The 13,263-nt window shown below is 54.6% G+C and carries 9 protein-coding genes; 1 reads left to right on the top strand and 8 read right to left on the bottom strand.

What is annotated here, in order from left to right; genetic code table 11:
• Positions 1 to 443 precede the first annotated feature (443 nt).
• The 7 genes from zwf to HY913_12055 all read right to left on the bottom strand — a co-directional run bounded on the left by zwf (position 444) and on the right by HY913_12055 (position 7,928).
• Entirely contained in the window at positions 444 to 2,021 is a 1,578-nt protein-coding gene (zwf, locus tag HY913_12085) for a glucose-6-phosphate dehydrogenase (protein MBI4964008.1), read from the bottom strand.
• A 21-nt stretch (positions 2,022 to 2,042) separates the two neighbouring features.
• On the bottom strand, positions 2,043 to 2,711 hold the full coding sequence (locus tag HY913_12080) for a molybdopterin-dependent oxidoreductase (protein ID MBI4964007.1): 669 nt from the start codon (positions 2,709 to 2,711) through the stop codon (positions 2,043 to 2,045).
• Between the two features lie 356 nt (positions 2,712 to 3,067).
• Positions 3,068 to 4,138, bottom strand: a complete 1,071-nt coding sequence (locus HY913_12075) for a type IV pilus twitching motility protein PilT (GenBank protein ID MBI4964006.1) — start codon at positions 4,136 to 4,138, stop codon at positions 3,068 to 3,070.
• Positions 4,139 to 4,163: 25 nt separating this feature from the next.
• The gene (locus HY913_12070; protein MBI4964005.1) at positions 4,164 to 5,207 is read right to left on the bottom strand and encodes a type IV pilus twitching motility protein PilT; all 1,044 of its coding nucleotides are present in this window, start codon (positions 5,205 to 5,207) and stop codon (positions 4,164 to 4,166) included.
• A 272-nt stretch (positions 5,208 to 5,479) separates the two neighbouring features.
• Positions 5,480 to 6,709 carry a response regulator gene (locus HY913_12065; GenBank protein MBI4964004.1) on the bottom strand — a complete coding sequence of 410 codons (1,230 nt, stop codon included), beginning with the start codon at positions 6,707 to 6,709 and terminating at the stop codon, positions 5,480 to 5,482.
• Between the two features lie 328 nt (positions 6,710 to 7,037).
• Positions 7,038 to 7,442: a hypothetical protein gene (locus HY913_12060; GenBank protein MBI4964003.1), complete on the bottom strand. Its 405-nt coding sequence runs from the start codon at positions 7,440 to 7,442 to the stop codon at positions 7,038 to 7,040.
• Between the two features lie 234 nt (positions 7,443 to 7,676).
• Positions 7,677 to 7,928, bottom strand: coding sequence for a hypothetical protein (locus HY913_12055; protein ID MBI4964002.1), 252 nt, complete (start codon positions 7,926 to 7,928; stop codon positions 7,677 to 7,679).
• A 967-nt stretch (positions 7,929 to 8,895) separates the two neighbouring features.
• On the opposite strand from HY913_12055, the gene clpB reads away from it, so the two are divergent.
• Positions 8,896 to 11,484 carry an ATP-dependent chaperone ClpB gene (gene clpB / locus HY913_12050; GenBank protein MBI4964001.1) on the top strand — a complete coding sequence of 863 codons (2,589 nt, stop codon included), beginning with the start codon at positions 8,896 to 8,898 and terminating at the stop codon, positions 11,482 to 11,484.
• A gap of 375 nt (positions 11,485 to 11,859) precedes the next feature.
• On the opposite strand, the gene gnd is transcribed toward clpB, so the two are convergent.
• Entirely contained in the window at positions 11,860 to 12,762 is a 903-nt protein-coding gene (gnd, locus tag HY913_12045) for a decarboxylating 6-phosphogluconate dehydrogenase (GenBank protein ID MBI4964000.1), read from the bottom strand.
• Positions 12,763 to 13,263 lie beyond the last annotated feature (501 nt).

Raw genomic sequence — 13,263 nt, 5'->3', positions numbered from 1 at the left:
ATACGCCTCCTCCCTAGCTTTCAGGTCAGTGCTTCACCATCTTTTCAGGTTCTTTGTTGGGTGCCCCTGCTGGAACTATCTCAAAACCCGGGAGCAGGCCCAAATCGTGTTACAACGATGACGATCGTCTCTGTCGGGTGGCCCGGACGCCACACGTCCGGGTCGCGAAGCGACAGGCGGTGATTTCCAGCCTGCGAGTAGCACCGGCAGTCTTTGGACAGGGTAATGTCCTCTCAACAGCCCCTCTTGTTCCTTCGGAACCCGGAGGCAGTGGCCTCCGGGCCACCCCGCGTGGCACGATCTCTCCGCGCCGAGGAATTCTGAGACAGTTTCCGAGAAGCGCCCTGATTCCGGGCGGTTCGTCCCGCGTCCCGCGGGACGCCGTACCGACCGTTTGATGAAATCGCCAGTTTTGAGACAGTTTCAGCAGTGGCACCCGTTCTTCACTTCTCTGAAAGCGCATTCGTATCAAGCTCCAACTTCATGTCTCCCGGTCCCCACGTGCCGGCCTCGTAAGTCAAGAGCCGCCGTCCTCTGTCTTCGCAGGTTTCACAATGTTCCAGGATCGGGTCGAGGAAAGCCCATGAGAGTTCCACCGCGTCCTGTCGCCAGAAAAGCGTCTGGTCGCCCTGCATACATTCCAACAGGGCCTTTTCGTACGCATCGAGGGCAGGTCCACTGTAATTGTCCGTGTAATTGAAATCCATGATCACGGACCTCAAACAGACAAGCGCGCCGGGGTTCTTGGTTTCAAAAGTCAGTTTAATGCTCTCATCCGGGTGAATCCCGAGAGTCAAGATATTCGGTTTGATCGCTTCTTCGAGGAGGCCGCGAAACATAGAGTGAGCCACTTTCTTAAAGTGGATGACAATCTCTGTCATTTTACGGGCCATTCTCTTGCCGGAAGTCAAGATGAAAGGAATGTCCTGCCACCTCCAGTTGTCGACGAAAACCTTCATCATAGCGAATGTGGGGGTAAGGGACTTCGCGTCCACTCCAGCCTCTTCCCGGTACCCATGGACCTGCTTGCCGTCTATTGAGCCGGAGCCGTACTGGCCGAGCAGCAGCCTCGGTCCATTGTCATCGGCCGAGAACGGCCTCAGCGATCTGAACACCTTACAGGTTTCATCTCGGACCAAATCCGCCTCGAAACTTGACGGCGGTTCCATAGCCGTCAAAGCGAGCAATTGCATCATGTGGTTTTGGAACATGTCCCGCAGGACGCCTGCTTCCTCGTAGTAACTTCCTCTTTTTTCAACCCCCAGCGACTCTGCGGCCGTAATGTTGATGTGGTCTATGAATTGTCGGTTCCAGAGGGGCTCGAAGATCGCGTTGGCGAACCTGAAGATCAGGAGGTTCTGGACGGTTTCCTTGGCAAGATAATGGTCTATCCTGAAGATTTGGCGCTCTTCAAAATGCTTTTCGAGCGTCTTATTCAGATGGGCCGCGGTCTTCACGTCTCTCCCGAAGGGCTTCTCCACCACTATTCGGGCCCATCCCCCTCCGGTTTCCTGTTTCCCGGAAAGACCTGCCTCGCCCAGCATTTCCACGGTACTCTCGTACAGAGAAGGGGGGATCGCAAGATACAGGATTTTGTTTCCGGAGATATCGTGCTGTGCTTCCCAATCTTTGAGTGCCAGAGCCAAATTCGAAAATGATTCGGTTGAATCGAACTGTACCCTCTGGTAATAGGAAGCCGCTGCAAATTCTTCCCATTTCGACATATCCATGCCTGCAACAGCCCCTTTAAGCTCCTGCCGGAACTCCTCGTGAGTCATGTCGGAACGGGCCGCGCCCACAATGAGAAAGGGCTCCGGCAACGCGCCGCTCAAGTGAAGCTTGTAAAGTGCGGGTGTCAGCATCCGTTTGGCGAGATCGCCGGTCGCACCGAAGATCACAATCGTACATGGGTCCGGCGGGGACTCCAACAGGCAGGCCTCCTGCGGAACCTTCAAGTCCTCGGTCTTGCCTTTAATTACCGATTCGATATGCGAGTCAATGGATTCGCGATCAAAGCCCATCTTCCGCCTCCGGTGGAACGGTCAGGCCGGTACTATTTCTGCTGTGATCTTGTATACATATTTTACCCAGTCATATCCATAATAGCCTTCGGCCACCAGGCGCAGGGGGAAGCCATGTTTTGCAGGGAGGGCCTCTCCGTTCACATGATGTGCAAGGAAAACCTTTTCAGCAACAATGTCCTTAAGCGGCACTCGCATCACCTTTTCGTAATTGCCTTCAGGGCCGCGGAACGAGACGTAATTCACGTCACCCGAAATCTTTGCAAGTTTAAGTAGGTGAGCTGCGGAAATCCCTCTCCACAAGCCATGATTGACGAAGATACCCGGACAAATCATCAGAACAGGCTTCTCGATAAACGGCATGTCCAACAATTGCCGGTAAGAGATGCTCAATTTGTTTTCCACATGCCCTTCGACTATAAGCCGCCACACTTCCGTGTCGGCTTTGTAGCCGTCCAGGCCCATGGTTCCGAAGTCTTTCAGCGGAGTAATCTCGATGGTGCTTGCGTCGACATCTTTGGGGTTTTTGTCCTTAAGGGGATCGCCCTGGGTTGTCTCAGCCAGCTGCGCCAGAGCCCTGTCCCGAAAAGAAAAGAAGACGCCCGGTGCAAACGCGGAGCCCAACAGGCCGGCTGATATCCGCCTTATGAAGTTCCTTCGGCTAAGCAGGCTTATGAGATTCCATTGCATGGCACAACCGGGCCGACTTCCGGCAATGGCCGGATTTTGTCCCCGCTCCCCCGGGACCCGAGATCCTTTCACTTCTCGAAACGACACGATTATACCAAGTGCCAAATTTTTTGTCCGAATGCAGTTAGTCTGCGTAGGGGCAGGCCCCCGTGCCTGCCCTGGGACCAACGAGACGCCAGGACAAGGGCGGACGCGGGGCTCCGCGCCGTACGAGGCCAGGGCTTCTTTTTGAACCTGAGCAATGTCGTCGCACACAGTTTCGAGAGACAAATCGGACAGTAATTTTGGCAATTGGTATAAACATATTCTCAAACCCGAGTTCGGCGAAAAAATTCATCGAAGGAGTCAATTGGCCGCTACTCGAATATCGAATCCGAACATTGGGAAGCGAATGCGGACTTGTCTATGGCCTTCCAGTAAGCCTCTTCCGGGGTGATGCGGCGTTGATCGACAAGCTGCTGGAGGGCTTGGTCCATGCTTTGCATTCCTTCCGACGTTCCGGTCTGGATGATGGAGGCCACCTGGCTAAGCTTCGATTCCCGTATAAGGTTGCCCACGGCAGGGCTGCTGATCAGTATTTCGACCGCCGCGCATCGTCCTTTTCCGTCAGATGTCTTGAGGAGCTGTTGTGCCATTACCCCCTTGAGGGACTCGCTGAGCATGCTCCTTATCTGGTTCTGCTGGTTGGCAGGAAAAGCGTTGATGATCCTATCAATGGTTTTGGCGGCTGAGTTGGTGTGCAAGGTCCCGAAGACCAATATACCCAATTCCGCGCATGTCAGAGCCAGTGAAATGGTTTCCAGGTCTCGCATCTCGCCGACCAGGATTATGTTGGGGTCTTCTCTGGAAGCGACCCGCAACGCGTCTGCAAAGCTTTTCGCGTGGGTCCCTATTTCCCGCTGGGTTATGAGAGACATCCTGTTGTCATGCACGAATTCGAGCGGGTCTTCAATGGTAATGATGTGCTGCTCGCTGGTCCTGTTTATGCGATCGACGATCGCTGCGAGGGTAGTGGATTTCCCCGAGCCGGTAGGCCCTGTGACCAGAACGAGTCCCCTCTTGATCTCCATGAGTTTTTGGACCCCCGCGGGCATCCCCAGTTCTTCCAGGGATTTTATCGCGGTGGGTATGTGGCGGAATACCGCTGACAGTCCCCTCATTTGGTAGAAGTAATTACACCTGAATCGGGCCAGGCCCTCGACTTCGTAAGCCTGATCCAACTCCAAGGTGGTCTGAAGGCGCCTCTGTTGAGCCTGATTCATCATCTCGAAGAACAGCTCTTGGTTTCGTTTGTGGGTAAGGGATTCGTGCTTGGTTGGGACGAGGTCTCCCCGAAGTCTAAGCATGGGCGGAAGCTGAGGCACCATATGCAGGTCTGATGCGCCGGCTTTTATCATTTCGGTTAGTAAAGCGTCTATTTCGGGCATAAAAAGAGCCTGTTTTCAGACAGAGTCACCGGAAACGCTTCTTGTTCTCGGCATTGTCCCGGGCCGTGTCTGCTGTTACTTTTCCTTCGTGGAGAAGCTGCTCGATAGCGTCGTCCATCTGCTGCATCCCTTGCGCTCGGCTGGTCTGCATCACGGACCCAATTTGAAAAGTCTTTTCCGTGCGTATCATGTTTGCAAGCGGGACGGTCCCGATCATGACTTCACAAGCCAGGACCTGTCCGTTGCCCTCAGAGGAACGCAGAAGTTTTTGCGTTATCACCGCGCGCAACCCTTCAGCCAGCATGGTTCGGATCTGATTCTGTTCGTCCGGAGGGAAAGAATCAATGATCCGGTCCACTGTCTTGGGGCCGGACGAGGTCGAAAGCGTCCCAAGAACAAGGTGCCCAGTCTCGGCGGCTGTCACCGCAAGCCTTATGGAGTCCAGGTCGCGCAATTCCCCGACCATAATCACGTCGGGGTCTTCCCTGAGTGCGGCCCTAAGAGCGTTGGCAAAGGATCGCGTGTGAAGCCCCAATTGCCTCTGATTCACGATTCCCTTCTTGAGCGGATGAACGAATTCCACCGGATCTTCAACGGTGAGGATATGCACCGGCCGAGTCGAGTTAATAAGGTCGATCATGGATGCAAGAGTTGTGGACTTGCCCTGGCCGGTTGCACCTGTGACCAGAATCAGCCCCTGGTGAAAGTCGCAAAACTTCTTCGCAACGGAAGGCAACCCCAATTCCTCCAGGGAGGATATGCGAAGCGGTATGATCCGGAACGTCGCAGTCAAGCCCCTGCGCTGTATGATCGCATTGCCGCGAAAACGCGCCAGCCCCTTGAGTTCATAGCTGAAATCCAACTGGAGGTTTTGATCCAACGCCTGCTGTTGAGGCTCAGACAGAATCTCACGGACCAGCTGATCGGTTTGATCCGGCGTAAGCTCAGGCGATTTGATTTTCCGCAGCCGGCCGAACTGTCGCACGATAAAAGGATTTCCCGGAGACACATGCACATCGGACGCCTGCGCTTGGACGCCTATCTGAAGAACGGAGTCTAATTTGGCCATACTCGATCCCTGGCTGCAAAAAACGCGGAAAGGATTTCCATTTCGCTCGACGGCAACTCCCTGTGCAATTGTGGTCGGCCACGGGTTTCAAGCAGGCAGCCTGCCCCGAATGGTGACTGGCTTCCGGCGGCGAAAATAGGGGACCTGACGGCAAAAAAAGCCGCCGCTGAAGATCGCTGCATTGCCCCAATGGATGGGATATAGCCGGGCCACAATCCGGACACCCGGGCATGGCGAGGAAATGAACTCGCTCTAATATAATGGAATGCGTTCTATCGCGCTACCGTCTGAATCCGTGGCGACCCATTGGCCTGTGCGACGCCGTCACAAACCCGGCGAAACTCACCTTCTACCCGGAGGAAAGCATCCACGATCCCGGGGTCAAACTGCTTCCCCCTGGAATCAACAATCACTGCAACCGCCTCGTTGTGAGAGAAGGCGCTCTTGTAGCGCCGCTGAGTAGTCAGAGCATCGTACACGTCGGCAACGGCCACAATGCGCGCTGCAAGGGGAATGTGCTCCTCTCTGAGCCCGAACGGATAGCCGGTCCCATCCCAATGCTCGTGGTGGAAATAGGCCACGTCCTTACCAAGCGAAAGGTAACTGTCTTCGTCGCCGATCTCGATGGAGGCTTCTTCCAAGGCTTTCCCTCCAAAGATGGCATGTTGTTTCATGATTTCAAACTCATCAGTTCCTAATTTCCGCGGATTGAAAAGAATGGAATCAGGTATCGCCACCTTGCCTATGTCGTGAAGAACGGAGCATTGGACAAGATCCTCTATGAACCGCTCAGTCATGACTTCCCGGTAGAGAGCGAGGGAAGACAATCCGGAACACAGGACCTTGCAATAGGCCTGAAGGCGCTTCAAGTGATCCGCGGTTTCACCGTCCCGAGACTCGGCAAGGTTGGCCAGGGCAAAAATAGAGCACCCCTGAAGTTTTCGCAGATAGTCGTTGGCCTGAGCCAGCTCCCGAGTCCTCTCGGCAACCTGTTCTTCGAGAAGACAGCGGTAATCTTGTTCCAGTCGTTTGAGCCTATAATGGTCAAGTCCCTTGCGCGTTGCGTTAAGCAGCACATCAGGGTTGATGGGTTTGAGAATAAAGTCGTAAGCCCCGCGACGCAGGGCCCTCATGGCGTTCTCAAGGTCCCCATGGCCTGTCACGAGTATTACAGGAGTCAGGTCGTCCAACTCTCTGATATTTCTGAGGAGTTCCAATCCGTCCAGGTGGGGCATACGGATGTCGGTGATGACCAAGTCCGGCGAATGATTCACGAACATTTCGATGCCCTGCCGACCTTCTTCAGCCGTGAGCACCGTAAAGCCGCTCAGGCTCAAAAGGTCTGTGAGCATCAGAAGCGACGCGTGATCATCGTCAACAACAAGGACGACCCCTGTTGTCAAATGATTTGTGTTTTCGCTTACGACCATACCCAAGCTGTATCGAGCGCTGCTACGTCCGAGCCCATTGAAAGATGAACTCCCTCGGACCATCTTACGCATCGAGGCCGACTGCTGTCAACCGTCAACTAAACGAGAGGCCACAGCCTGGGTTCGAATCGTGATTTGATGCGGTCTTTAAAGGCACGCTGAGAGACAACCCAGCGTTTATAGCGATTCTTAAAAGTTTACGCGGAATGAAGCCACAGTGGTGCCTGGGTCAACGGCGGCCAATAGGCCACCCTACGGGAGATGACCCCAAGCCCGGACTACGAATGTAGGGCGGCCTGTTGGCCGCCGCAAATTACGGGGCGAGTCAAGATGAAGCCCGCGGAGGCACCCGCTAGCCAATTCGTCATTACTTTCGAGAACAGGTATATATGTTCGCCGGTTAGTCGCTTACCGTTGCGAAGCACACTGATGCCCCATCGGTCAGCCCCGGCTTCTTGACCAGAGCGGTAACCATGTACTCTCCCGGTACAATAGGAGTCCAATTAGTGATAAAAACCCCATGAGCATCAGTGTAACCGTAAATGCTGGACTTGTAGTCCGAATCGAAAACTAGTCGGACGGCCTTCATGGGCTTGAATTCCAGCCTGACCACTCCGTGGCTGAGCCCGGTTCCATTCACTGCTGCTTTTAGAACAACTTTTGTGCCTTCGTGGTTCAAGCCGCATGGCGAGGTTGCCAAAGAAACGGAAATAGCCTCTGGAGCCTGGCGCTGACTCAGGAACGCCAGTCCCGGGATCATAAGAATCAAGAGAGCAATGAGAAATATCTTGTTAACCGCTTTCATTTGAACTGCTCCCCCCCGGCGCCCACTCTGTTCGTCAGGGCTGCCTTTGAGCTTTGTCCTTCGCACGGGTCGGGCAAATGACTACGACATGCTGCCCGGTTTTTCCTGCCGACAGGTTTCTATTCGTTTCCATGGCCTCTTGCCTCGCCTCGAAAACCTTGGATCCTACCACCGGCTTTCTTGTGGCAATTATCAAGGGCCAACGAAGATGTGGTTGTCAGAGGTCCTCGAGATTCACCCTGCCTTAGACGCCGGTTGAACTTGGTCTTCAGCCTCTCCGAAGGCGATGAATGAGTAATCCATCTCAGTGTCGGCGAAAGACCTCCAAAATGTCGTCTCTTCATCTGCGTCGCTGCATTGCTCGGCAGTGAATTCGGGCTCATGAAATCCCAAGAGTCTCAGAAGCTCGTCTCCGCTTGGAGGGTCGACTGATTTCCCTCCGCCTGCTATTTCCGGGGGCATGGTAATACGATATGTGTCTTTCATTGTTTCCTCCGCACCCATGAGCGGCGATCGTCGAGAATCTCGGACGATTGCCCTCAAAGCACTGTTCTCGGCCCGTCCGGCAGTCCTCTGTCATGGGGACCGAGGTTCTGCGGACGGCCATGGAGGTTGTGGGCGATCTCCCCCATGAATGGAAGAGACCGACCGAGGAAAGGACCTTTACTGCCTCCCTGAGGAGGTGGAAACGGCGAACACGCGCGTGATAGTGCAACTGTAGTGCCAACACGACCAACGCAAAGCAGAAACAGAAAGGGATTAAGATAAGAGCCACGTTTGGCACGAGGTCGGCAGTGGTGCGTTTTCAGAACACCGGGAAAGATCTCTTGCAGCAACTCTGATATGGGCAAAATTACCCAATTCTTTGAAAGCCCTTCCGTGATGCTGTGTTATATCAACAAGTTAATGGTGAGGCCTTTTGCCAACCGACATTCCATTCGCTACCGTTTCGGCCTCGGCCTGTCCGTTCCATGTCGCAACGCGCCCCAGGATACGGTCACACTGAGAGCGCACCCGGGTACCTTTCTTCTCGCCTCGATCTCTAGTAGGTAGTTCCTGCTATTGCTTTTTTGGATGGGACTTTTCACACAAGGTCCAGCCGAAATCTACGGCACGACGGCATCTCCCTTGTCCTCCTGGCGTCAGGAACGAAATGACACCGTTGATCAGCATGTACAGCCGACGAATCGCCAGGGGCAGGTTGACAGCAACGAGTCTCGGATTTACCTGATAGGTAAAGTCTGATCGTTCACGGGTTGAACGTGGCCTTCATCGTTTCTCAGCCAAAGAGGGGATTTCTGCTGGAGTAGGACGTCCAGCCTTGCCCGTAGACTGTCTCACGAACCCGGTGAACGGTTACGATGCCGTCATTCCGGCGGAAGCCGGGGTGGCGAATGATGAATAAGCCAATACTTTTGGCAATCACTATAGATTGTCCCTCGGAGGAGTCGTAATGCGTGCCGACAAATTCACCCTTAAATCCCAAGAGGCATTGGAGGTGGCGCAAAGCACCGCGGCTGATCGTGGCAACCCGCAAGTCGAGACCGAACATCTGCTGCTCGCGCTGCTCTCTGATGACGAAGGCATCTGCGTCGAGATTCTAAAGAAGTTGGGCGCGGACCCTGAGCGGGTTCGCAGTGAAGTGCTTCGCGCTGTGGAGCGCCTTCCTAAGCAGAGTGGAACCGCTATGGCTGAGAAGTACTTTTCCAATCAGCTCAGGGCTGTTTTGGAAGCGGCCTTCAAGGAGATGGAGCAACTCAAGGATGAGTACGTCTCGGTCGAGCACCTGCTTATCGCTATTTCAGAGGCCTCAGGCACTGCTTCCGCGAAAATACTCAAGACCCACGGTGTTACTAAAGACCGAATATACATGGTGCTCACGGAAATCCGTGGCACACAGAGGGTGACCGATCAGGCACCGGAAGAGAAATATCAGGCTCTGAAGCGATTTACCCGCGACCTTACCGAACTGGCACGCAAAGGAAAGCTCGACCCTGTCATAGGACGAGACGACGAGATTCGGCGAATTATTCAGGTCCTGTCGCGGCGAACCAAGAACAACCCGGTCTTGATCGGGGATCCCGGTGTGGGCAAGACCGCGATTGTCGAAGGTCTGGCAGGAAGAATCGTTTCCGGAGACATCCCCGAGACACTCAAGGGAAAAAAGGTCCTGGCACTGGATATCGGCCAACTTATTGCCGGCGCCAAATACCGCGGTGAATTCGAAGACCGCTTGAAGGCCGTACTCAAGGAAGTCACCTCCGCGGCCGGGGAAATCATTCTCTTTATCGACGAAATGCACACCTTGGTCGGCGCGGGTGCGGCTGAGGGCGCTGTGGACGCTTCGAACATGCTGAAGCCCGCTCTGGCGAGAGGGGAACTGCGGTGCGTGGGTGCAACCACGATCAATGAGTATCGCAAATATATCGAGAAGGATGCTGCTTTGGAACGGCGCTTCCAGCCTATCTATGTGGCTGAGCCCTCGGTGGAGGACTCGATCTCTATTTTGAGAGGACTAAAGGAGCGGTATGAACTCCATCATGGGGTCAGAATTCAGGACGCGGCCATAATCGCGGCGGTGACTCTCTCCCACAGGTATATTACCGACCGGTTCCTCCCGGACAAAGCCATCGACCTAATTGACGAGGCTTCTTCCAGGCTCAGGATAGAAATAGACTCCATGCCCACAGTGATCGACGAGATCGAGCGCCGCATAATTCAGCTCCAGATCGAAGAACAGGCGCTAACCAAGGAATCGGACCCCGCAAGCAAAGAGCGGTTGGAGAAAGTGCGCTCCGAGATCGCTCGGTTGACCTCCGAGTCTGACGTGCTCAAGAAGGAATGGCATCAGGAAAAAGAGGTGATAGGCGCTATCAGGGAACTCAAGGAAAGATATGAGCGTGCCAAGACCGACGCGACGAAAGCTGAACGAGAAGGCAACCTGAGCAAGGCCGCGGAATTGAAATACGGCCTGATGATATCCCTGGAAAAAGACATCAAGGAAAAGAACGAGCAACTCGCGGAGATTCAGAAAGGCGGCGGCCTGCTGAAAGAAGAAGTGGGGCCGGAGGACGTTGCCGAGGTTGTCGCCAAGTGGACGGGAATCCCGGTTTCAAAGATGCTTGAGGGTGAAGTGGACAAGCTCCTCAAGATGGAAGATCGGATCGCCCGGCGGGTCATCGGCCAGCCGGAAGCAATCGTGGCTGTGGCCGACGCGGTCCGCCGCGCGCGCTCCGGATTGCAGGACCCGAACAGGCCCGTAGGATCGTTTATTTTCATGGGGCCAACCGGTGTCGGCAAGACCGAGCTTGCCCGCGCTCTGGCAGAATTCCTATTCGACGACGAGCAGGCCATGGTCAGGGTGGACATGTCAGAGTACATGGAGCGACATTCGGTGGCCAGGCTCATCGGAGCGCCCCCCGGGTATGTCGGATATGAGGAAGGGGGGTACCTTACCGAAGCGGTCAGAAGGCGTCCGTATTCGGTGGTTCTTTTCGACGAGATAGAAAAAGCCCACCCGGAGGTCTTCAACGCGCTGCTTCAGATCCTCGACGACGGCCGATTGACCGATGGTAAGGGCCGCACGGTTGATTTCAAGAATAGCATCATAATCATGACTTCCAACATCGGCTCCGCAGAGATTCGAGAATTCGCCGGCCGGGATGAGGAGGCGATGAAACGGCGCGTCATGGAAGCCCTGAGAATGCACTTCCGGCCGGAATTCCTCAACCGGCTGGACGACATCATCATCTTCCATGCGCTGGACAGGGAGCAGATCAAGCAAATAGTGGATATCCAGATCCAAAGAGTGAACAAACGATTAGCCGAAAACAAGCTGACGCTGGTCCTTGCACCGGGAGCAAGAGATATGCTGGCAGCCGAAGGATTTGACCCCGCGTACGGGGCTCGGCCCCTGAAACGGGCTATTCAAAGGCTCATCGAAAACCCGCTGGCCCTGGAGATACTGAAAGGCAAGTTCCCGCCGGGCGCAACCATCGAAGCATATCCGGATGGTGACCACCTGATGTTCAAAGGGGAGTGAGGTCTGCACTCCGATCTGGAGGGGCTAGAAAATTGCGGGGGGGACTTTTTGTAAATGGATTATGCCTTTAGCTCCGTTTGGGGATACCGCGCGGCACGAAATACAATTGCGAGGGTGCCAGCCCGAAGCAATCTCCATCGGTGGGACAGGCTTCCAGCCTGTCTATTAGAATGACCGGCAAGATGCCGGTCCTACCGAAGATGAGATTGCTTCGTCGTTTCACTCCTCGCAATGACAACCCTGAGCCCCTTCCTTTGCCAAGGCCTCGGAAGGATGTTTACTGGCTTGGACAACTATTGCGGAGTTAAAAAAACAATCTCTTTTGCAAAAAGGCCCTCCTCGGTCACTCTCCAAACAGTTCCCAGGTTTGGAGCCCTATTCCGTCTTCACAGCGTGGCCGCCGAACTCATGCCTCAGTGCGGCCAGAACTTTGTCCGCGAAGGAGTCTTCTTCACGCGATCTGAATCTTGAGAAAAGGGACAGGGCGATGACCGGAACAGAGACGTCCGTGTCCACTGCCTGCTGGAGGGTCCAGCGTCCTTCTCCGGAATCTTCCACCCATCCCTGGATGTTGGAGAGCCTGGCATCCTTGGAAAATGCATCTTCGGCCAACTCGAGCAGCCATGAGCGGATGACGCTCCCGCGGTTCCACAAGTGGCACAATTTGCTGTAGTCAAGGTTCTCTGCGTACGGGGACTTGTCCAGGATATCGAAGCCCTCGGCATAGGCCTGCATCATTCCGTATTCAATGCCGTTGTGGACCATCTTCACGAAATGACCTGCTCCGGTAGGTCCGCAATATAGGAATCCTTCTTCGGGAGCCAGGCTCTTGAAAATCGGTTCAAGGTACTTGCAGGCCGACTCTTTCCCACCGATCATCAGGCAGTATCCGATCTCCAGGCCCCAAACACCACCGCTGACGCCGGCGTCCATGAAGACGATCCCTTTTTCGGAAAGCAAAGGCTCTCTGCGAATGTCGTCTTTGTAGTAGCTGTTGCCGCCGTCGATGACTATGTCCCCTTCCGCGAGCACGAGCGAGAGCTGATGCACTGTTTCATCCACAGGGTCGCCGGCCGGTAGCATCATCCAGACGATCCTTGGCGGATCGAGTTTTTGGAATAATTCGGACAGGGCGTACGCACCTATTGCTCCTTCTTTTTCAATTTCGTCCACTTTTTTGAGCGTCCGATTGTACGCTACGACCTCATGGCCTTTCTGCAACAGCCGCCGCGCCATATTCATTCCCATTCTTCCAAGTCCGACCATTGCCAATTTCATGTCTGTCCCCCTTGTTTCTTCTACAATCTATATACCGGTTGCCAATAGTAATGTCCGTTTGGCCCGAAGATAATCAGTCTGGTTTTTAGATGGTATCGACGGGGCGTACTTTGCCGGAGCGTTATAACGCCCGTCGTTCCCGCGAAAGCGGGAACCTTGTAGGCACCGGCCTCCGTGCCGGTGCACATTTTGGCCGGCAGGGACGCCGGCCCTACGATTCCTGCTTCCGCAGGAATGACGGAATGGCGTCCTCTCGAATCGGATAGAAATGTTGGCCACTGCTTTAAATATCATCCGGTTATCATTGAGATTAATGGTTGGGCCGTTTCAATAATTCTGCAATCTTGGCGACGGCCAGCGCTGTGCGTTTCAGTCTTTGCCGCCTCGGGCGGCAAAGACGGCAAATTATAGGAGTTTTTGGGGAGGGGTCCGGGGAGCCCCTTTTTGCAAAAAGGGGCTCCCCCGTAACTCCGCTTCCCCGATATCCTACACAAGCCGTAG

This window comes from Desulfomonile tiedjei (assembly GCA_016212925.1).
Classification (GTDB): Bacteria; Desulfobacterota; Desulfomonilia; order Desulfomonilales; family Desulfomonilaceae; genus JACRDF01.
This window is presented reverse-complemented; position numbering and strand designations above follow the sequence as displayed.